The 20,927-nt window shown below is 66.0% G+C and carries 19 protein-coding genes and 1 pseudogene; 8 read left to right on the top strand and 12 right to left on the bottom strand.

What is annotated here, in order from left to right; translation table 11 throughout:
- Positions 1–13: 13 nt before the first annotated feature.
- The gene (locus QW881_RS09965) at positions 14–280 is read left to right on the top strand and encodes a GlsB/YeaQ/YmgE family stress response membrane protein (RefSeq protein WP_315756931.1); all 267 of its coding nucleotides are present in this window, start codon (positions 14–16) and stop codon (positions 278–280) included.
- A gap of 55 nt (positions 281–335) precedes the next feature.
- On the opposite strand, the gene QW881_RS09970 is transcribed toward QW881_RS09965, so the two are convergent.
- On the bottom strand, positions 336–1,115 hold the full coding sequence (locus QW881_RS09970; protein WP_315756930.1) for an SDR family oxidoreductase: 780 nt from the start codon (positions 1,113–1,115) through the stop codon (positions 336–338).
- Positions 1,116–1,348: 233 nt separating this feature from the next.
- Here QW881_RS09970 and QW881_RS09975 point away from each other — a divergent pair, with 233 nt between their 5' ends.
- The 3 genes from QW881_RS09975 to QW881_RS09985 all read left to right on the top strand — a co-directional run bounded on the left by QW881_RS09975 (position 1,349) and on the right by QW881_RS09985 (position 4,474).
- Positions 1,349–2,413: an acyl-CoA dehydrogenase family protein gene (locus tag QW881_RS09975; protein WP_315756929.1), complete on the top strand. Its 1,065-nt coding sequence runs from the start codon at positions 1,349–1,351 to the stop codon at positions 2,411–2,413.
- Between the two features lie 19 nt (positions 2,414–2,432).
- Entirely contained in the window at positions 2,433–3,590 is a 1,158-nt protein-coding gene (locus tag QW881_RS09980) for an acyl-CoA dehydrogenase family protein (RefSeq protein ID WP_315756928.1), read from the top strand.
- A 77-nt stretch (positions 3,591–3,667) separates the two neighbouring features.
- Positions 3,668–4,474 (top strand): enoyl-CoA hydratase/isomerase family protein, encoded by an 807-nt coding sequence (locus tag QW881_RS09985; RefSeq protein ID WP_315735138.1) that lies wholly within the window; start codon positions 3,668–3,670, stop codon positions 4,472–4,474.
- 30 nt (positions 4,475–4,504) lie between these two features.
- On the opposite strand, the gene QW881_RS09990 is transcribed toward QW881_RS09985, so the two are convergent.
- The 3 genes from QW881_RS09990 to QW881_RS10000 all read right to left on the bottom strand — a co-directional run bounded on the left by QW881_RS09990 (position 4,505) and on the right by QW881_RS10000 (position 7,590).
- The gene (locus QW881_RS09990) at positions 4,505–5,278 is read right to left on the bottom strand and encodes a VOC family protein (RefSeq protein WP_316159099.1); all 774 of its coding nucleotides are present in this window, start codon (positions 5,276–5,278) and stop codon (positions 4,505–4,507) included.
- Positions 5,279–5,409: 131 nt separating this feature from the next.
- A complete protein-coding gene (locus QW881_RS09995; RefSeq protein WP_315756926.1) occupies positions 5,410–6,204 on the bottom strand; it encodes an enoyl-CoA hydratase in 795 nt (264 codons plus the stop codon).
- Between the two features lie 201 nt (positions 6,205–6,405).
- Positions 6,406–7,590: an ABC transporter substrate-binding protein gene (locus tag QW881_RS10000; protein ID WP_315756951.1), complete on the bottom strand. Its 1,185-nt coding sequence runs from the start codon at positions 7,588–7,590 to the stop codon at positions 6,406–6,408.
- Positions 7,591–7,803: 213 nt separating this feature from the next.
- Between QW881_RS10000 and QW881_RS10005 the strand changes: the two genes are divergently transcribed.
- Positions 7,804–8,580, top strand: a complete 777-nt coding sequence (locus QW881_RS10005; RefSeq protein WP_409998993.1) for a thermonuclease family protein — start codon at positions 7,804–7,806, stop codon at positions 8,578–8,580.
- Between the two features lie 48 nt (positions 8,581–8,628).
- The gene (locus QW881_RS10010; RefSeq protein WP_315756925.1) at positions 8,629–10,095 is read left to right on the top strand and encodes a M48 family metalloprotease; all 1,467 of its coding nucleotides are present in this window, start codon (positions 8,629–8,631) and stop codon (positions 10,093–10,095) included.
- Between the two features lie 305 nt (positions 10,096–10,400).
- Here QW881_RS10010 and QW881_RS10015 read toward each other — a convergent pair whose 3' ends face one another.
- From QW881_RS10015 to QW881_RS10035, 5 genes and pseudogenes are all read right to left on the bottom strand, one after another.
- The gene (locus QW881_RS10015; protein ID WP_315715249.1) at positions 10,401–11,231 is read right to left on the bottom strand and encodes a CarD family transcriptional regulator; all 831 of its coding nucleotides are present in this window, start codon (positions 11,229–11,231) and stop codon (positions 10,401–10,403) included.
- Positions 11,232–11,733: 502 nt separating this feature from the next.
- Entirely contained in the window at positions 11,734–12,072 is a 339-nt protein-coding gene (gene fdxA / locus QW881_RS10020; RefSeq protein ID WP_315715248.1) for a ferredoxin FdxA, read from the bottom strand.
- A 128-nt stretch (positions 12,073–12,200) separates the two neighbouring features.
- A pseudogene (locus QW881_RS10025) lies at positions 12,201–12,467 on the bottom strand (RNA-binding S4 domain-containing protein); the annotation flags it as partial.
- A gap of 61 nt (positions 12,468–12,528) precedes the next feature.
- Entirely contained in the window at positions 12,529–16,086 is a 3,558-nt protein-coding gene (locus QW881_RS10030; RefSeq protein ID WP_315756924.1) for a helicase-related protein, read from the bottom strand.
- A gap of 449 nt (positions 16,087–16,535) precedes the next feature.
- Positions 16,536–17,315, bottom strand: a complete 780-nt coding sequence (locus tag QW881_RS10035; RefSeq protein ID WP_315756949.1) for a DUF3108 domain-containing protein — start codon at positions 17,313–17,315, stop codon at positions 16,536–16,538.
- A gap of 641 nt (positions 17,316–17,956) precedes the next feature.
- On the opposite strand from QW881_RS10035, the gene rpmB reads away from it, so the two are divergent.
- Together rpmB and QW881_RS10045 are read left to right on the top strand one after the other, a co-directional pair.
- Positions 17,957–18,265: a 50S ribosomal protein L28 gene (gene rpmB, locus QW881_RS10040; RefSeq protein ID WP_315735146.1), complete on the top strand. Its 309-nt coding sequence runs from the start codon at positions 17,957–17,959 to the stop codon at positions 18,263–18,265.
- Between the two features lie 341 nt (positions 18,266–18,606).
- Entirely contained in the window at positions 18,607–19,869 is a 1,263-nt protein-coding gene (locus QW881_RS10045) for a DUF2235 domain-containing protein (protein ID WP_315756923.1), read from the top strand.
- Positions 19,870–19,929: 60 nt separating this feature from the next.
- Here QW881_RS10045 and QW881_RS10050 read toward each other — a convergent pair whose 3' ends face one another.
- The 3 genes from QW881_RS10050 to QW881_RS10060 form a co-directional block, all read right to left on the bottom strand.
- Positions 19,930–20,274, bottom strand: coding sequence for a hypothetical protein (locus QW881_RS10050; protein WP_315756922.1), 345 nt, complete (start codon positions 20,272–20,274; stop codon positions 19,930–19,932).
- 63 nt (positions 20,275–20,337) lie between these two features.
- Positions 20,338–20,574: a transcriptional regulator gene (locus QW881_RS10055; protein WP_315735151.1), complete on the bottom strand. Its 237-nt coding sequence runs from the start codon at positions 20,572–20,574 to the stop codon at positions 20,338–20,340.
- Between the two features lie 127 nt (positions 20,575–20,701).
- Complete coding sequence (locus QW881_RS10060; RefSeq protein WP_315735153.1) at positions 20,702–20,908, bottom strand: cold-shock protein; 207 nt, start codon at positions 20,906–20,908, stop codon at positions 20,702–20,704.
- Positions 20,909–20,927: the final 19 nt, after the last annotated feature.

The following is a 20,927-nucleotide window of genomic DNA, read 5'->3' on the forward strand; positions in this document are numbered from 1 at the left end:
AAGGACGACACTCATGCTGCACATTCTGATTGTCGGGCTGGTCGCCGGCTTCCTGGCGCGGCTTCTATCGCCGGGTCCCAACAATCCCTCCGGCTTCATCCTGACCATCGTGCTCGGAATCGTCGGCGCGTTCATCGCCACCGCCATCGGGCAAGCCATCGGCCACTACAGCCCCGACCAGGGCGCGGGCTACGTCACCGCGACCCTCGGCGCGGTCGTGGTGCTGTTCATCTGGAACAGGCTGGTCGCCAGCGGTACGATCCGCGATTTCAATCGGTAACGGCCTCACGCCACGTCATTGCGAGCGACCACAACGGCCGCTCGCCATGACGATTTCACCCCAACAGATGCATCCCCGCATCCATGCGCACGACCTCGCCGGTCATGTGGCCTGATGCCGGACTCGCCAGGAACGCCACGAGCTGCGCGATATCCTCAGCGGATGAAGCCGCGCGCAGCGGCACCCGCGCCACCACGGCATCGCGCACCTGCTTGGCGCCGGCCTCGCCGCGGCCCTTGGTGAACCAGGGCGTATCGATATAGCCGGGGCAGACGGTGTTGACGCGGATCGCAGGCGCCAGGGCGCGGGCCAGCGATAGCGTCATCGTGTTGAGCGCGCCCTTGCTGGCGGCGTAGGCGACCGACGAGCCGACGCCGCTGATGCCGGCCACCGACGAGACGTTGACGACCGCGGACGCACGCGCCGTCGCCTTGGCCGCCGCTTCCAGCAGCGGCCGGGCGGCGCGCACCATCTGGAAGGGGCCGATGGTGTTGACAGCGAAGATGCGTTGGAAATCCTCGGCCGAAAGACCGCCGAGCTGATCGTGCGGTACGTGCTTGGTGGTGCCGGCATTGTTGACGAGCGCATCCAGCCGGCCCCAGGCCGCAGCGGCGGCGACGATCTTGCGGCAATCCTCGTCGCGCGACACGTCGCCTTGGATGACGACGACCTCGGCACCTTCCTTGCGGCAGAGATCGGCGGTCTGCTCGGCCTCACTCTTGCTGTTCGAATAGTTCACGACGATGCGCATGCCGGCCTTCGCCAGCAGCAACGCGGTCGCGGCTCCGAGGCCGGACGCCGACCCCGTCACGACCGCGCACAGACCTTCAGCCATTCCGCACCTCCCTGTTTGCTTTGCTTCTTCTTAGCCAACATCGCTGCATCTGCAAAATCGGCACAATCTCCGCAGCGCGGAAATCGCTCGCCTCCATGCGGCGAGCGGACGGGGCCCTGCAGCGGGCTACGCTTGTCAGGACCGTCGCTTGCGCTCATCATGCCGGCAAAACATCGCCGGAGCGCGCAGGACATGGCGCGCCGAGACCGACGACAACGAGGGCGAGGAGCGCTGTGGCGGAAGCCGAGAACATCGTCGTTGCGACCGCGGAAAGGATCTTCGCCGATCTCGCCGACCCGCAGACGATCAATCACGACAAGGACGGCCGCTGGACGGCGCCGCTGTGGCGGGCGCTGAGCGAGGCCGGCCTGCCGCTCGCCTGGGTGGGCGAGGAGTTCGGCGGCGCCGGCACTGACCTCGCCGACGGCTTTGAGATCATCAATGCCGCCGGCCGTTTTGCGATTGCGGTGCCGCTGGCCGAGACGCTGCTCGCGGGCTGGCTGCTGCAGCAAGGCGGCATTGCCTCGCCCGACGGCCCCATGACGATCGCGCCGGCTCATCCGAGGGACCGGATCACGCTCGACACCGACGGCACATTGTCCGGCCGCGCCCGCGGCGTGCCGTTCGCCAGGACGGCGCAGCATGTTGCCGTGCTCGCCCAACGCGGAGACGGCGTGTCGATCGCGCTGGTCGAGACCGCGCGCCTGCGCATCGAGGCGGGCCTCAACCTCGCCAACGATCCCAGCGACACGGTGACGTTCGACAAGATCACGCCGCTGGCATGCCGGCCGGCACCGGCGGGCTTCGGCGCCACGACCTTGATGCTGATGGGCGGCGTCGCCCGCGGACTGCAGATCGCCGGCGCGCTGGATCGTCTGCTCACGATCAGCGTCAACTATGCGGGTGAGCGCGTCGCCTTCGAGAAGCCGATCGGCAAATTCCAGGCGGTGCAGCACAACCTGGCACGGCTGGCCGGTGAGAGCGCCGCCGCGAGCGCGGCCGCGACATCGGCGGCGGATGCGATCGCGCGGGCCGCCGCGTTTGACGAGGCGGTGTTTCTCGAAGCCGCCGCGGCCAAGATCCGCTGCGCCGAGGCCGCCGAGAAGGGCGCGGCGATCGCGCATCAGGTCCACGGAGCCATCGGCTTCACCACCGAGCACATCCTGCACCGCTTCTCGCTGCGCGCGCTCGCCTGGCGCGACGATTTCGGCTCCGAGAGTCATTGGGCCGTCGAGCTCGGCAAGCGCGTCGCTGCGCGCGGCGCCGATGAGCTGTGGCCGCTGGTCGCCTCGCGCTGACCACGTAGAGGATTGTCGCATGAGCGCACTTCGTTTCGATCCGATCCGGCTGCCGAGGGAATGCGAGGAGCTGCGCAAGGAGGTGCGCGCCTTCCTCGCTGATGAGATCGCGGCCGGCACTTTCAACCCATACCAGCCCAAGCGCGAGGATGCCGACGCGCGCGAGTTTGCAGCCCGCGTCGGCGCGCGCGGCTGGATCGGCATGACCTGGCCGAAGCAATATGGCGGCCACGAGCGCTCGTTCCTGGAGCGCTACGTCGTGACCGAGGAGATGCGGGTTGCCAATGCGCCTGTCAGGCGCTTCTTCGTCGCCGACCGGCAGAGCGGACCGATCCTGCTGCGCTACGCGCCCGAGCATATCAAGATGGACATCCTGCCGCGCATCTGCCGCGGCGAGCTGTGCTTCGCGATCGGCATGAGCGAGCCGAACTCGGGCTCGGACCTGTTCGCCGCCAAGACGCGCGCGACGAAGACCGAGGGTGGCTGGCTGATCAACGGCTCGAAGATCTGGACGACGTCGGCGCACATGGCCGACTACATGATCGCGATCTTCCGCACCTCGCCGTCGACCAAGGAGAACAGGCGTCATGGCTTGACGCAGTTCCTGGTGAACATGAAGTCGCCCGGCATCAAGGTGAATCCGATTGGCCAGATCACCGGGCAGAAGGAATTCAACGAGGTCGTCTTCGCCGACGCCTTCGTGCCGGACGATCATCAGCTCGGCGAGATCGACGGCGCCTGGAAGCAGGCCACCTCCGAGCTCGCCTATGAGCGCTCGGGGCCGGAGCGCTTCCTCGAAACCTATTACGTGCTGACCGAGCTGGTGCGCGCGATCGGTCCCGATCCGGACACGCGCAGCGCCGAGGGCATCGGCCGGCTGGTAGCGCAGCTGCATGCGATGCGGCGGATGTCGGTGTCGGTGGCCGGCATGCTGCAGGCCGGCAAGGAGCCGGTGGTCGAGGCCTCGATCGTCAAGGACGTCGGCACGGTATGGGAGCAGCAGCTGCCGCACCGCGTCCGCGACCTCGCCGCCTTCGTCGAGGAAAATGCAGGAAATCGCGAGACCTTGGAGAACCAGCTGACATTTGCGATGCAGACCGCACCGAAGCTGACGATCCAGGGCGGCACCACCGAGGTGCTGCGCGGCATCATCGCCCGCGGGCTGGGACTGAGGTGAGGCAGACAGCATTCCGGCGGTCGCGAACTGATAGCGCTGGCAATGGCGCCCGGAAAGCAGAATCGGAGACCACAACCATGACCCACTTTCCTGACATCGGCGTCGAGATCCACGGCCATGTCGGCCTGATCGAGATCCGCCGGCCGCCGCTCAACTTCTTCGACATTTCGCTGATCAACCAGATCGCCGACGCGCTCGAAGGCTTCGACCGCGACATCGAGATCCGCGCCTCGGTGCTGGCGGCCCAGGGGAAGGCGTTCTGCGCCGGCGCCAACTTCACCGATCCAGCGCGCCAGGCGCAGGAAGCGGCCGGCGCCAAAGGCGATCCGGCCGACAGCCTCGGGGCGATCAACCATCTCTACATGCAGGCCGTGCGGATTTTCCGCTGCAAGAAACCGGTCGTCGCCGCCGTGCACGGCGCCGCCATCGGTGGCGGGCTCGGCCTCGCCGTCTCGGCCGACTTCCGCGTCACCTGTCCGGAAGCGCGCTTCTCCGCCAATTTCACCAAGCTCGGCTTCCATCCCGGCTTCGGGCTGACGGTGACGCTGCCCGAGCTGATCGGCAAGAACAACGCCGAGCTGATGTTCTACACCAGCCGCCGCGTCACCGGCGAGGAAGCGCTGAAGATGGGGCTCGCCAATGAATGCGTGCCGCAGGACCAGGTGCGGACAGCCGCGATGAAGCTCGCCGCCGAGATCGCCGAATGCTCGCCACTCGGCCTGCTGTCGACCCGCGCGACGATGCGCGCCAGCCTCGCCGACCGTGTGATGGCAGCAACCGAGCACGAGCTCGCCGAACAGACCCGGCTGCGCGCGACCGAGGATTTCAAGGAAGGCGTCAAGGCAACGGAGGAGCGGCGCTTCGCGAACTTCAAGGGCCGGTGACGAGCCTCGAGCTTCGGGCATGACGAGCAACTAACTGGCGACCGCCCCCTGCAACGCGAAGGCAACGCCGCCAATCGTGAAACAACCGCCTGAAACCGCATAGCCACGGGCGCGCGCGGCGTCGGCCACACGTGCAGCATCGGCGACGCGGAACGTCAGGCCGCTCATGAGTTCGCGCTCTCCGGGTTCGATACGGATACGGGCGTTCGGTAATTTCAACCGCTGAACACCATCGCTGCCGGCAGACGGCACGACATCGAGAATGCGCCCCCAATGCGCGGCGAGTGAGGCTGGCTCGGGGCTCCGCAGCACCACCTCGGTCATCGCCGTCGTCACGTCGCTGCGGATCGCGCGCGTCCAGTCCGGTCCGGCGGGCGGATAGGGACCGAGCACATCGTCGCTGCCCTCGGTGTGATTGAGCTCGATGAAGGCGGCGCGGCAGTCACGCGGATGCAGTTGCACGCCGTGATAGGCCGGATGATCGATCACGTTGGCGGTCCGCACACCCATCTCGTTTGCACGGGCGGCGCGGCCATCGGGATCATCGCAGGAAAAGATCGCCATGTAGCCGCCGCGGCCGCCGGTCTTGTCGAGGAAGCGTCCCGCCGCGGTGTCATCGCGGGTCGGCGCAATCACCTCGAGCAGGATCGGCCCGACCGGCAGCAGCGCATTCTCCAGTCCGTATTTGGCGACATGTGGATCGCGATAGCAGACCTCCAGCCCCATGATCGCGGCGATGTCCGAGACCACCGGCTCGAGCCGGGGCGCGACCAGGCAGATCTGACGGAGGTGGAGGTAAGCCATCGCAGCCCTCTTTGAGGATTCACGTGTTCACACAAGCCCGCGGCGTCATTGCGAGCGACGCGAAGCAATCCAGAGCTCAGGCCATGACCCTGGATTGCGTCGCTTCGCTCGCAATGACGGAGAACGCGGAGCTACCGACCCTGAAACACCGGCGCGCGCTTCTCGACGAAGGCTTTCGCCGCCTCCTTGTGATCCTCTGTGTCGCTGCAGCGTGAGTGGTGCATCGCCTCGGCGTCGAAGCAGGCCTCCAGCGTCATCGTCTCGGCATTGTTGATGTTGCGCTTGATGTAGCCGAGCGTCACGCTTGGCCCCTGCGCCAGCGACATCGCCAGCGCGCGCGTGGCTGCTTCGACCTCGGCGTCGGGCACCACCTTGGTGACCATGCCCAGTGCGAGCGCCTCCTGCGCCGTCAGGACCGGCGAGGTCAGATACAGCTCCCGCGCCTTCGCGCTGCCGAGCAGTTGGGTGAGGAAATAGGTGCCGCCGAAATCGCCCGACAGCCCGACCTTGGCGAAGGCCGTCGTGATCTTGGCCGACTCGCCGGCCACCCGCAGATCGCAGGCCAGCGCGATCGACAGGCCGGCGCCGGCGGCCGCGCCGTCGATCTGCGCCACCACCGGTTTCTGCATCTGGTGCAGCAGGCGCGACACCTCCATGCGCTCGCGCAAGGTCGTCACCTTGGTCTCGAACGAGGGCGCGGTCTTGGCTTCGGCCATCGCCTTGACGTCGCCGCCGACGCAGAACGTGCCGCCGGCGCCCTTGAGCAGCACCGCACGCACCTCCGGATCATTGGCCGCGCGATGCGCCGCCTCGACCAGGCCCTTGGTCATGTCGCTGTTGAGCGCGTTGCGTCGCTCCGGACGGTTCATCGTGATCGTGAGCAGGCCGGAGTCGAGATGCTGCAGAACTGTCGTGTTGGTGGTCATGGCCGGCGCTCCTTGTTGTTTCCCGGTGTTATGTCTCCCGTCATTCCGGGGCGACACGGCGGCGTCGAACCCGGAATCCCGAGCTGATGGACTCACATCGAGGTTCCGGGTTCAACGCTGCGCGTTGCCCCGGAACGACGGATGTCGCGGCAGAGTTTGCGCCTTGCTCGGGCGCGCCCCGGAATGCCGTGGCCCCGGCCGTCACTTCTTCACAAGCGGGCAGCGCGACGCCTCGAGCGGCTGGAATGCCTCGTTGCCCGACACGGTCGCGAGCAGCTTGTAGTCGTCGGACTTCCCCTTCGATTCCGACGGCTTCTTGACCTCGAACAGGTACATGTCATGCACCATGCGTCCATCCTCGCGGATGCGGCCGCCCTTGGCGAACATGTCGTTGATCGGTGTCGCCCGCATCACCTTCATGACGGCGTCCGCATCGGTCGTCCCGGCCATCTTCACGGCTTTCAGATAGTGCGTGACGGAGGAATAGACCCCCGCCTGGGCCGAGGTCGGCACGCGCCTGGTGCGCTCCAAGAAGCGTTTGGTGAAGGCGCGGGTGTCGTCGTTGAGATCCCAATAGAACGCTTCCGCGACCAGAAGCCCCTGCGCCGTCTCGAGCCCGACGCTGTCGATGTCGGAGACGAAGGCGAGCAGCGGCGACAGCTTCTGGCCGCCTTTGCTGAGGCCGAACTCCGCCGCCTGCTTGATCGCGTTGATGGTATCGCCGCCGGCATTGGCGAGCCCGATCACCTTGGCCTTGGAGGCCTGGGCCTGCAGCAGGAAGGAGGAGAAGTCCGACGTATTGAGCGGATGACGCACGCTGCCGAGCACCTTGCCGCCCGACTTCACCACCACGGCGGTGGTGTCCTTCTCCAGATCCTGGCCGAAGGCGTAATCCGCGGTCAGGAAGAACCAGCTGTCGAGGCCGGACTTCACCGCCGCCAATCCCGTGACATTGGCCTGCGCGAAGGTGTCGAACACGTAGTGCACGGTGTACGGGCCGCAGGCCTCGTTGGACAGCCTGACAGAGCCGGGACCGTTGAAGATGATGATCTTGTTGCGCGCCTTGGCGATCTCGCCGGCGGCCAGCGCGGTGGCGGAGGCTGCGACATCCCAGATCATCTCGACGCCCTGGTTGTCGAGCATGTCGCGGGCGATGTTGGCGGCGAGATCGGCCTTGTTGAGATGGTCAGCCGCAAGCACCTCGATCTTGCGGCCCAGCACCTCGCCGCCGAAATCCTCGACGGCCATCTTCGCCGCGGTCTCGCTGCCGGGACCGGTGATGTCGGCGTAGAGGCTCGACATGTCCAGGATGCCGCCGATCTTCAGCGGCGGCTTGCTCTGCGCATGCGCCACGCCCGCAGAGAACGTCAGTGCCGACGCCAGCATGAACAGCGACGCCGCCGCGCCGCGGATGGTTCTGGTCATAGATATCCTCCCTGCCGGGCGCATCGCTACATGGCGACGGCCTCTTTGATAGTTCGCATCATGGCGTACGTAGTCGCAGGCGGCAAGCGCTCAGCAAAGGCACCGCTGCTGCTGCTTTCCGCTCAGTGGAATGGAAATTTCGTGCGATGATGCAGCATGGCGAGAGTGCGCAGAATGCAGAGCAGATGGAGGCCGATTGCGCTGGGTGCGAGCGTCGCGATCATCGTGATGATGTCGGCGAGCCACGCCTCGCCGTGCATGTTCGCCGAGCTCGGCGAAGGCCACGTCAGCGAGATCATCGATGCGCGCAGCTTCCGTCTCGACGACGGCCGCGAGGTCAGGCTCGCCGGCATCGAGGCGCCGCCGGACGAGCAGCGCGCGGCAGCGATCGATGCGCTGGGCATGCTGCTGCGCGGCCGCGACGTCGTGCTGCGCGGTGAGGACGACACTCCGGACCGCTACGGCCGGCAGCGCACCTTCGCCTTCGTGGCCGGTGCGGACCAGCCGGTGCAGAGCGAGCTGCTCCGGCAGGGCACCGTGCTGCGCGGGATCGACCTGCCGGACCGGGATTGCGCCCTCAGCCTGGGTGCGGCGGAAGCCGAGGCACGCAGCGCCGGACGCGGTCTCTGGAAGATTGGGACCGTCATAAAAAACACGGAAAGTCCAGACGATATTTTGTCTCGCGTAGGGCAATTTACGGTTGTCGAAGGGAAGGTGTTGTCCGTACGACAGACGGGGACAACAACTTATCTGAACTTCGCTCGTAGCTGGACACGGGGCTTCGCGGTGACTATTCCAAAGCGTATGATGGCGGTATTGGAAGGTGCCGGCATCGACGTCAAATCACTTGCGAATCGACAGGTTCGCGTGCGCGGTTGGATCGAAGCGCATGCGGGTCCAAGACTGGAACTGACGCAGATCGCCCAGATCGAGATTTTGAGCGGGAATTGACCGCTGAGGTACGTGAGTAGCGACGTGAGCCTGTCTGTTCGAAAGTGCATGACGGTGACGAACTGCGGTTCGTGGATCGCACCGGCGTTGCTGTGCCTGGGACTGGCGTTGTCCGGTTGCAGCGACATGGGCAAGTTGCAGCAGGCGACGGCGCCGATGCCGACGCCGCGGCCGAAGCCGGCGATGGTGCAGACGACGCCGGCGAGCGATCGCGAGCACGAACGCATTCTTGCAACTTATGGCGGCGCCTATGAGGATCCCCAGCTCGAGGGCCTGATCAGCAAGATCGTCGACCGGCTGGTGGCCGTGTCCGATCGGCCCGACCAGGGCTACAAGGTCACGATCCTGAACTCCGGTGCGGTCAACGCCTTCGCGCTGCCGACCGGCCAGCTCTACGTGACGCGCGGCCTGATTGCGCTCGCCAACGACACCTCCGAATTGTCGTCGGTGCTGAGCCACGAGATGGCGCATGTGCTGGCGCGCCATGCTGCGATTCGCGAGGACCAGGCGCGGCAGGCCGCGGTGGTGACCCGCGTCGTCTCCGACATGGGCAACGATCCGGACCTGACGGCGCTGGCGCTCGCCAAGACCAAGCTGACGATGGCGAGCTTCTCTCGCACCCAGGAGTTCGAGGCCGACGGCATCGGCGTCGGCATCTCCGCCAAGGCGAAGTTCGATCCCTACGGCGCGGCGCGCTTCCTGAGCTCGATGGAGCGCAACGCCGAGCTGAAGGCCGGCAAGGTGGCGATCGACCCGCGCGCGCAGGACTTCCTGTCGTCGCATCCGGCGACGCCGGAGCGGGTGCAGAACGCGGCCGCCATCGCCAAGCAATACGTCTCCCCCGAGGCCAGGGAGCACGACCGTGAGACCTACTTGGCTGCGGTCGACAACATCGTCTACGGCGAGGACCCGAGCGAGGGCTTCGTGCGCGGACGGCGCTTCCTGCATCCGAAGCTCGGCTTCACCTTCCAGGCGCCGGAGAACTTCACGCTCGACAACACTGCGCAGGCCGTGATCGGCGTGCGCGAAGGCGGCGCCCAGGCGATGCGCTTCGACGTGGTGCGCGTGCCGGCCCAGCAGACGCTCGGCGACTATCTGAATTCCGGCTGGATGGAGAACGTCGACAAGTCGGCGACAGAGGAGCTGACGATCAACGGCTTCCCGGCGGCCTCGACCTCGGCGAGCGGCGATCCCTGGCAGTTCAAGGTCTACGCGCTGCGCGTCGGCAGCGACGTCTACCGCTTCATCTTCGCCTCGCGCCAGAAGACCACCGAGAGCGAGCGCAATGCGCGGGAGACGGTGAACTCGTTCCGCCGGCTCAGCCTGGAGGAGATCCAGTCGGCGCGGCCGCTGCGCATCAAGGTGATCACCGTGCAGCCGGGCGACACGGTCGAGTCGCTCGCGCACCGCATGACCGGCGTCGACCGTCCGGTCGAGCGCTTCCGCGTTCTCAACGGCCTCGACGCCCGCGCCCAGGTCAAGGTCCGCGACCGCGTCAAGATCGTGGTGGAGTGACGGGGAAGCCTCCGAGGGCAACCTGCTCGCGACAGGGAGCGACGTCCGGCAGCGAGATGCGTTGCGACATCGCGCCTGACAAGTGGTGTCGTCCCGCGAACGCGGGGACCCATAGCCACCGCTCTCCACCGTTGATCGCGCTGGGCAGCGGTCCTCCGCAACCACAACGGCCTGTGATTATGGATCCCAGCTCAAGGCCGGGACAGGGCCGCAGAGCGAGGCACTGCGACAGGCCACAAGCAAAAAGCCCGACCTCGCGGCCGGGCTTTCGTAAGCAACTAATTGGAAAACGCGCTAACGGTCGATCAGGCGGCCTCGTCGGCCACGGCGGTGTCGTCGCCGTCGATATCATCGCCCTCGGCGTCGGCATCACCTTCGGCGACCGCATCGGCTTCGGTCTTGGCACCGCGGCGCGGGCTCTTGGCGAGCTGCGTCTCGATCTCCTTGACGGCCTCGGTCTCGGTCGAGTGCTGCACGACGGCGATCTCGCGCGACAGACGGTCGAGCGCCGCTTCGTAGAGCTGGCGTTCGCTGTAGGACTGCTCGGGCTGCGACTCCGAACGGTAGAGATCGCGCACGACCTCCGCGATCGCGACGATGTCGCCCGAATTGATCTTCGCTTCGTATTCCTGGGCGCGACGCGACCACATGGTGCGCTTGACGCGGGCGCGGCCCTTCAGGGTCTCCAGCGCCTTCTTCACCAGCGCCGGGTCGGACAGCTTGCGCATGCCGACATTGGCGACCTTGGCGGTCGGCACGCGCAGCGTCATCTTGTCCTTGATGAAGTTGATGACGAACAGCTCGAGCTTGGCGCCCGCGATCTCCTGCTCCTCGATGGCCAGGATCTGGCCGACGCCGTGAGCCGGATAGACGACGAATTCGTTGGTCTTGAAGCCCTGGCGCTGGGTCGGCAGCTTCTTTTCCTCGACCCGCGGCGCGGCCGCGGCGGGAGCAGCCGGCTTGGCGGCGACAGCGGGCTTGGCAACAGGGGCAGCAGCGGCAGGAACGGCGGTCTTGGTGGCAGCCTTGGGCGCAGCGGCGGCCTTGGCAGGCGCAGCCTTGGCAACAGAGTCCTTTGCAAGAGTGGTCTTCGCGGCGGATGCTTTCGCGGCAGTCTTGGCAGTCTTTTCAGGCATTGCGCTTCTTTTGTTCTTAGTGGACTTGGCAGCCGAGGCCTTCGCGGCAGCCCGAATCTCCTTTACAGGAGCCCGGGCACGGCCCTTGGAAACGCTGCGGCTGGCCGCGGCGGCTTTTTTTGTACTCTTGGAAGCACTCTTTTTACGCGTTTTCTGTGACACAGCCTGCGCGCGGAACTGCCACGCCCCTGTTTGATGTTGCGGGAACCTAAAAGGGCGGCCAAAAAAGGTTACGCATGGCCGGGTTCGGCTCTGAGAATGTGCTATATATAGCACATTTGCCGCAAAAATCAATGATTTAGAGGCCGCAGGGGCGGTATTGTGACGGATCCACGAAGTTAGGGTTAAGTGAAGCGTGCCGGAATAGAACAACTCGTGCAGCGCGTCCCGCTCGCCACAAGAGGTGTTCTAGGCCATTGTTTCCGCGTAACGATTTCGATCGGCGCGACGGTGCCCCGCAGGCCGGGGCGCGCTGGTGAACGCGCAGGTAGCGAGACGACCGTCAGTCTCCGGCGCCGGGCTTCGACGAAAAATATTTCTGGAACTTTCCATCCTCGCCGTCGTGCTCCTTGGCGTCGGCCGGCGGGTCCTTCTTCTGGGTGATGTTGGGCCAGGACTTGGCATATTCGGCGTTCACGCCCAGCCACTTCTCCAGCCCCGGCTCGGTATCCGGCTTGATCGCGTCGGCCGGACATTCCGGCTCGCACACGCCGCAATCGATGCATTCGTCCGGATGAATGACCAGCATGTTGTCACCCTCGTAGAAGCAGTCTACCGGGCAGACCTCAACGCAATCGGTGTATTTGCACTTGATACAGTTTTCGGTGACGACGTAAGTCATCCAAGGCTCCGGAACGGATCGACAATTCGGCTGGCTTGGACTAGCGCAGGACGTGTTGTGCCGCAAGTGAAGCGGGGCGAAGAACTGAACCGGAAATTGCTCTGGCGCAATCGATCTGGCGCAATCGATCAGGATCGTCCGCCATCCAGATCATCGTACAGTCCGCGCACGGAGGCGGCATCGCCGCGGCGCTCGGCAAAGCCGGTCACCTTGAGCACGCGCACGCTGCGGTCGAGCGCGATGGTCAGCACGTCACCGGTCTTCACCCCGTGGCCGGGCGAGGTCTCGCGCACGCCATTGATCCGGACATGGCCCGACGACACCAGCGCCGCGGCGCTGGTGCGCGCCTTCACCAGCCGCGCATGCCACAGCCATTTGTCGAGGCGCTGGCGCTCTGACGGGGTGTCGGACGTCGGCGTTGTCCTTCCAACCTATCTTGCCAACCGATCTTGTCGCTCAATCCTTGCGGTTGTTCGCCGCGAGCTGCTCCTTGAGCGCAGCAAGCTTGGCGAACGGCGAGTTGGGATCGACCGGGCGGTCGCGATCCCGGCCTCCGCCGCCACTCGAGGCATAGGGCCGCAGCGCCGGACCGCTGTCGCGCTTGTCGCGACCGCCCTTGCCGAAGTCGCGGCCGCCGCGTCCCTCACCACCGAACTTGCCGCCCTTGTTGCGATCGCGGTTCTGGTCGCGCCCCTTGGCGTCATGGTCGCGGCGCGGCCCACGATCCTCGCGCGCCGGCGCTGATGCACCCTCGGCTGGAGCCGCACCAGCCTCCGGCGGGCCCTTGCGGAAGTCCTTGCCGAACTCCTTCATCCGGTCGCGTCGGCCCTGGCCGCGATGATGGCGCTCGCGCGCCTCGCCGCCCTCGGCCGGGGCCGTCCCAGCAGCCGCCTGGCCGCCACCGGCAGCCTGCCCGCGCTCATGCTGCGGACGGTTGGGCCGGCCGCGATGATGATGGTCGTGGCGCGGCCTGCGCTCCTCCGAGCGCCCGCCCGGCCGCCAGACCTCGACCAGGACGGGCTCGGCGGCAGCGGCGGCCTCGGCCGGAGAAGCCGCGGTCGCGGTAGATCCCGCAGCAGCTTCAGCCGCGGCAGCTTCAGCCGAAGCATCGCCGATGCTTGCTGCCTCGTGCGCGACGGCCTCAGCGGCTTCTGGCTGCGGCGCATCCGCAGCAACGGCGGTTTCCGCCTCGGCGACGACGCTTTCGGCAACCGTTTCGGCCACGGACGCGTCGTCCGCCGCATCGGGCGTGACGAAATCGACGGTCGGCAGCGATGCCAGGGCCGACACCGACGCGGTTTCCGCCTGCTCCTCGCCGACCGCCGCGGGCACGGCGACAGTCTGCTCGGTCACCGGAGCGACGGCGGCCTCCGCGACGGTGGGAACTTGCTCGTCGGCCGGCTCGCCGGCGATAAGTGCGAGGTCCTCGCCCGGCACGGCCTGCGCTTCTGCCGGCTCAGCCGGAGCGGTCTCCACAGCAGCGGCCTCGGCAGCAGCAGCCTCGACGGGCTTCTCAGCCGGCTTGGGTGGCAGGGGCGGACGCTTCTCCATGCGATAGCCGAGCGCACGCAGGATCGAGGCGAAGTCCTCGCCGGCCGAACCGGTGAGCGAGGTCATCGCCTGCGTCACTACGAAGCCGCGGCCGTCGAAGGCGCCGGCTGGCTTTTCGCCCGGTGCATTGTCGCGCCAGGCCAGGGCGGGACGAATCAGGTCGGCCAGCCGCTCCAGGATGTCGACGCGCACCGCGCGCTCGCCCGCCTGCTTGTAGCCGAGCACGCGATAGGCATCGCGCGGCAGCGCCTTGTCGACCGGGAACGAGGTACGGCCCGAGCTCGCCAGATGCTGCGCGCCGGTCAGCGCGGACATGTCGACATTGCCCTGCTTCTCGGCCCACAGCAGCGCAGCGAGCGCGCGCGCCGCCGGCTTGAGCAGCGCCGGGACGTAGATGTGATAGGCGCCGAAGCGCACGCCATATTTGCGCAGCGTGGCGCGCGACGGCTGGTCGAGATCCTTCATCTCGGCCGCGATCTTGGCGCGCTCGATGACGCCGAGCGCCTCCACCAATTGGAACGCGATGCCGCGGCCGATACCGGTGATGTCCTCGGCCTTGGACAATTCGAACAGCGGGCCGAGCAGCTTCTCGATATGCGTCTTCAGCCAGAGATCGAGCCGCGCCTGCACCTTGTCGCGCGCAGCACCCGTCAGCCGCTCGTCGGCGATGATGCGCAGGCGCGGATGCAGCGCGTCGTCGGCCGCGACCAGCTTGGCGACCGCGTCGCCGGTCCAGCGCACCGTGCCGTCGGCGGTGAGCACGATGTGCTCGTCGGGCGCGCTGGACAGCTTCTCGGCGCGCGCCTCGATCTCGCCGGCCAGCGCCTTCTGGGCAGCAGCCTGCAAGGCCTTGGCCTCCGAGCCGGCTTCGGCGGCGTCGGGCGCGAAGGTGAATCCATCCAGGCGGCCGATCGCGTGCCCTTCAACGATCACTTCGCCGGTCTTGCCGATTTCCGTATTCAAAACACTGTTCTCCCGCAGGCGCCGCATCAATACACTGGTACGACGATCAACGAAACGCTCCGTGAGCCGTTCATGAAGGGCGTCTGACAATTTATTTTCGAGCTCGCGGGTAATCCCCTGCCAATAATCAGGGTCGCGCAGCCAGTCTGGCCGGTTGGCCACGAAGGTCCAGGTACGAATCTGTGCAATCCGCCCCGACAGCGTGTCGATGTCGCCATCGACGCGGTCGGCCTGATCGACCTGTGCGGCGTACCAGGCGTCCGGAATACGCCCCTTCTGCATCAGGAAGCCGAACACGGTGGTCACCAGCTCCGCATGGGCGGCCGGCGACAGCCTGCGATAATCGGGGATCTGGCAGGTTTCCCAGAGACGCTCGACCGCGGCCGCGCCATGCGCCATGTCGCGCACCTCGGCGTCGCGCGCGGCATGATCGAGCACGCGCAGATCCTCCGCGATCGGCGCGCGCGTCAGCGCCTCATGCCCCGGCGCGATCGCCAATGAGACCTGAAGCGCGCTCAAGGACGCGAAATCAAGCCTGGAGTTCCGCCATTGCAGCACCTTCACGGTATCGAAGGTGTGGTTCTGGAGCGCATTGACCAGCTCGGGCTCGAACGGCGCACAACGCCCGGTGGTGCCGAACGTGCCGTTGCGCGTTGCCCGCCCGGCACGGCCCGCGATCTGGGCAAACTCCGACGGCGTGAGCCGGCGGAACTGATAGCCGTCATACTTGCGGTCGGACGCGAAGGCGACGTGGTCGACGTCGAGGTTGAGCCCCATGCCGATCGCGTCGGTGGCGACGAGATAGTCGACGTCGCCGTTCTGGAACATCGCCACCTGCGCGTTGCGGGTTCGCGGCGACAGCGATCCCAGGACCACAGCGGCGCCGCCATGCTGGCGGCGGATCAGCTCGGCGATGGCGTAGACCTCGTCGGCCGAGAAGGCCACGATGGCAGTCCGGCGCGGCTGCCGCGTAATCTTGCGGTCGCCGGCGAATTCGAGCTGCGACAGCCGCGGCCGCGTCACGGTCGATACGCCCGGCAGCAGCCGCTCGATGATGGGGCGCATCGTCGCAGCCCCGAGCAGCAGCGTCTCGTCGCGGCCCCGCCGGTTGAGGATGCGGTCGGTGAAGACGTGGCCGCGCTCGAGATCGGCGGCGATCTGGATCTCGTCGACCGCGAGGAACGACGCGTCGAGATCCCTGGGCATCGCCTCGACGGTCGACACCCAGTAGCGCGGGTTCTTCGGCTTGATCTTCTCCTCGCCGGTGATCAGCGCGACGGCCTCGCTGCCGACGCGATCGGCGATCTTGTTGTAGACCTCGCGCGCGAGCAGCCGCAGCGGCAGTCCGATGATGCCGGAGGAATGCGCGAGCATGCGCTCGATCGCCAGATGCGTCTTGCCGGTGTTGGTGGGGCCGAGCACGGCGGTGACGCCGCTTCCGGGAGCACGGTCGGACGCGCGCTCGAAAGGCGAGGCTGCCGAAGAAGACGAAAAAGCCATTCGTTAAATTGGGTCTCGAGGCCGGCGTTGCAGGCGCGCGGGTCAGGCGCGATGGATGCTGGAATTATCGTCGTTCTGGAAGGCTGCGATCCTCACACCTGTGTCACATTGCTACGCATATAGGGACGCAGCTTAAGCTTCGGAACGCCTTGAGAACGAATCACGCCCGAATCGCTGACTCCGGCGCCTTTCCGGCTTCGTTCACCGCAACATCTCGCGCCGAGCGATCAAGGCAGCACTAGATCAAGTTTTCATGGTCTCGACAAGCAACGCTTTCGCGAGGGAACTGGCGCTGTTTTCGAGCAGACCCGAGTCGAATCAGAATCGGCGAAGAGTCAAACGGATTCACGCGAGCCGTCGTTCAGGCCGCGCGCCGGATCACACATGCTGGCTTTCCGGGCGGCCTCGCAATGACGGCGCCGGCCGGACAACGAGGATTCCGCCGCGCGCTACTGCGTTTTCGCGACGTGCGGCGAGGCCTGGGTGATGAAGGAGGTGGCCTCGAGCATCGCCTTGCCGAAAGAGGTCGGAATCACGACCCGGAACGGCACCAGGATGCGCGTGCCCGCGAGCGGCACGAAGAATATCTCCATGTTGCGGGCCTGGGCGAGATATTTGATCACCGGCCGGTCCGGGATGTAACCCGCGACCGGCGTGAAGTAGACCGCACAGACCAGCGCCGGGCCACGATAGCCTTTGTCCGCCTTGACGTTCTCCATGCGCTTGTAGTCGAGCTTGAGCTCGTAGCGCATGCGGCCGTCGAACACGGGCGCAGCGCCGCGGCACGAGTCCGGCGACAGCAGCTCGCCATTGCCCGGCACCCGCACCAGCGAGGCCGTCATCGGATCGAGCACGCCGCGCTTGTGGGCATCCGTTACCGGAATGCGGTCGGGATCGACCGGCGGCGTCGGCTCGATGGCGAAATCCTTCACGGTGCCGTTCTGCAGATTGATGCGGATCTGCTCGGACTTCTTTCCCGTGGTGGTCGAGGCCTGGTAGCTCTGCCCGACCAGGGCGCCGTTGACGACGCGTCCCTGCACCGACCCGGTGCCCGATCCTTGGGAGAAGCTCTTGAGCAGGCCCGCGGTGCCGCCCTGAGCTGCGGCGCCATACTGATCATCCCCGATTTCGACCGCCCAGGTGCCCTTGCCGACGGGGATGCCAGCCAGCGAAGCCTCATATTGGGCGTCCAGCCGGGCCTGTGCTCGGGCGCCGTGGGGGGCCAGCAGCAGGAGCGCCGCGATGGAGCCGGCCACCGCCAGGCGCCGGAAACGGAAGAAGGCCGTGCTGTTGGTCACGTCGAAATGGTCCTGCCGATCCGCTTGTCGGGCCCCGGCCCCTGTGCCGCGCCACTGCTGTTACTTACGCCAAAACCGCTCCTGAACAACGCGAACCGGTCACATCCTGGCCGATTGTCCAGCGCTTTACGTCCGGCTCCGCTTCCGGCGAAGCCGCATCGGGCGGCCCAACTCCCCGTGAGCCCCTGCAATCAGCCGGGGCTCGACGGGCCGGTTTGACGCGCCATCGCGCGAACGTCCACTCATCACGCCCGAATACGCCCTTTATGTGGTCTCCGGCGATCGGCTATGATGTTGATTGTACGACGTCTTTCGGAGAAAAACGGCCATGCGGACGCCTATGGCCGAACGCCGTGCCGCGGGCGCAAATACCGCCGCCGTGAAGCGAGGCATCCCTGCGATTCGGCGCGTGGCTAAGGTGCTACCGGCCCCATCCCTCAAAACCTTGACGAAAAGCCGCATCCCCCCTATAGGACCGCATCTCCCAGAGACGAGCTGGACGAGTTTTGGACCCCCGCGGCCCGCCGACACAGGCGGACGAAGGGTGCGGGGATGAGAGAGGATTTACTGCCATGTCGCGGCGCTGTGAACTGACGGCCAAGGGCCCCCAGGTTGGCCACAAGGTCAGCCATTCCAACATCAAGACCAAGCGGCGCTTCCTGCCGAACCTGTGCAACGTGACCTTCATCTCGGATGTACTCGGCCGCAACGTGCGCCTGCGCGTCTCGACCAACGCGCTCAAGAGCGTCGACCACAATGGCGGCCTCGACGCCTATCTGCTCAAGGCCAACGCCGCGGCGCTGTCGCCGCGCGCGCTGGAGCTGAAGCGCGCCATCGAGAAGAAAGCGGCGGACGCTGCCCCGGTCGCCAAGGCGAGCTGAGAGAGCAAGCCGAAATTCAAGATTGATGCAGAAGCCGGACGCATCACGGGCGGGGCTTCGAGCAGAATGAGATGTCGAAACGGCCGGGTCGAGAGATCCGGCCGTTTCGCATGCGGATGCCGTGACCAACGGACAACTCTGGACACGGCAGCCGGCTGCGGGGCGGCAGGACACGTCGAGTGACCATCCGTTCGTACAGTGGGCCATTCGGTCACTTCGTGATGTCCGTCGCGCGGCGCGCAACAGCGACCCAGACGAAGTGCCATAGGAACCGACCTCCCCAACACCAGCCGGATGCTCTACACTCGTTGTGGTAGCATTATCGCGGACATTCCTTTGCCATGAAGAATATTGTCATCTGCTGCGACGGCACCGGCAACGAGATCAGCGAAAACATCTCGAACGTACTCAAGCTCTATCGCTGCCTGCGCAAGACCGACAAGACCACGCCGCATCAATCCGTGTTCTACGATCCCGGCGTCGGCACCTTGACCCAGCCCGACAGCTGGCACCGCTTCAAGGCCAATTTCAACATGGTGCTGGGGCTCGCGACCGGCTACGGCCTCGACGACAACGTCATCAACGCCTACTCCTTCCTGGCCACGCATTACCAGGACGGCGACCGCATCTTCCTGTTCGGCTTCTCGCGCGGCGCCTACGCCGTGCGCGTGCTGGCCGGGCTGATCCATAAGGTCGGGCTGATCTCGCCCGGCCAGATCAACCTCGCCGGCCCTGGCGTGATCGCCTACAAGAAGTATTCCTCCGACAATCCGAAGGCCGGACGCGGCATCACCACCGAGGTCGAGAGCACCGAGGAGGACGGGCCGGTCCCGGAGAGCCGCGACGACCAGGCCGCTCAGTTCGCGCGCATCACCTCGGCACGCTGGCCGACGATCCATTTCGTCGGCGTGTGGGACACGGTCGCGAGCGTGATCGTGCCGCGCACCGACCGGCTGTTCGCGCTGCCGAGCCTCGAGGAGCTCGCCTTCACGATCGAGAACCCGAGCGTGAAGATCTTCCGCCAGGCTGCGGCGATCGACGAGCGCCGCTGCATGTTCCGGCTGAAGCAGTGGGGTATGCCGCAGACCTTCACGCCGAACCGCTTCAACAGGGCGCAGGCGCGACCGCAGGACGCCAAACAGGTGTGGTTCGCCGGCGTGCATTCCGACGTCGGCGGCGGTTATCCCGAAGTGCAGTCGGCGGCTTCGAAATATCCGCTGCTGTGGATGATCGACGAGGCGGTCGAGGCCGGGCTGACGGTCAATCCGCGCACGGTGAATCAGCTCGCCTGGGGCGTGCAGCGCAAGAACAGCCCGTTCTCCTATGTGGCGCCGAGCGTCCAGGGCCACCTGCACGATTCGATGACGCCGGCCTGGCGGCTGCTCGAATGGCTGCCGAAGAGCGCGACGTACAAGGAATGGCCGGAGGGCAAGGCCCATTTCGGATTCTACATTCCGAATTGCGAGCCGCGCTTTATTCCCGAGGGCGCGTTCATCCACGAGAGCGTGCTGATGCGGATCGCGGAATCGCAGGACTACCGGCCCGTCAATCTGCCCGCGTCCTATGAGCGCGTACCGCTTCCGGTCAAACAGAAGGCGGAGTAGCAGCAACAGCGCGTTGCGGGTCGAGCAGCGTCTTCGGAGGCTCGCGCGTGGCGGATCGCCTCAGATCATGCGCAGATGGATGACGCCGTCGGTCACCTCGCCACGGGCGAACTGCTCGCGCGCCATCTGCTCGAACGCCGTGCGGTTTCGCTGCAGATAAGCGAACGCCTGATTGCGTGTGCCGAAGCAGGTCTCGAGATGACAGACCTGCCGCGTAGCGCCGATTGCAAGCGCAAATGCGATCGTCTGGCCTCCACGCTGCGTCTCGTCCTTTGCAATGCGAACGTCTGTAGCTGTCAACTTGGCCACGTCAGCCTCCTCGGTACGAAGGTCGGATCTGTACGCGGGACGCGGTTGAGGCGTAATGATCAGGCATGGATCGCCCGTCTGTTCGAGCACCAGCAACGGATCTGAAGTTCCGCTAGTTCCACCGGCGCAGCCGACATCGGAAGGCGAGATGAAGCAGCCCTAGCGAGCGACCTTCTTCCGCCGCTTCGGCGCAGGCGCAGCAACAGGACCCGCTTGCGCAGCTTCCGCTTCCTTGGCGAGCCGCAACACGCGCAGCCGCTCCATGTTCTTGCGGACCGCCATCGCGCGCTGGTCCCATTCGGCGCGCGCCTTTGCTCCGTCCTCGGCGGCGACGCGCTGGCGCTCTGACCGCGCAATGCTTTCGGGGGAGCGTTCTGACATCCTCTTGGTGGCCATCGACTGATCCTTCCGGAGATGCGGGTTACCGTCGAGACGCAGAAAGCCCGCTCAATACAGGATCGAGCGGGCAAACCAGCCATTTCAGTACATCCGTGAAATGGCCCAAGACGTCAGATCAGTACGATCAGACCAGCGCGAGATTTTCTGCGCTGGTTTTACCGCGCATCTTGTCCGTCTTGACCTCAAAACTGACTTTCTGGCCTTCAGCCAGGCCAGCGAGACCAGCGCGTTCAACCGCGCTGATGTGAACGAACACGTCGTTCCCGCCATCCTCCGGCTGAATGAAACCAAAGCCCTTCTGGCCGTTGAACCACTTGACGGTACCCTGCATGTCTATCTCCAAATCATTA

It is taken from the genome of Bradyrhizobium sp. SZCCHNS3016 (assembly GCF_032484535.1).
In the GTDB taxonomy this organism is placed as follows: Bacteria; Pseudomonadota; Alphaproteobacteria; order Rhizobiales; family Xanthobacteraceae; genus Bradyrhizobium.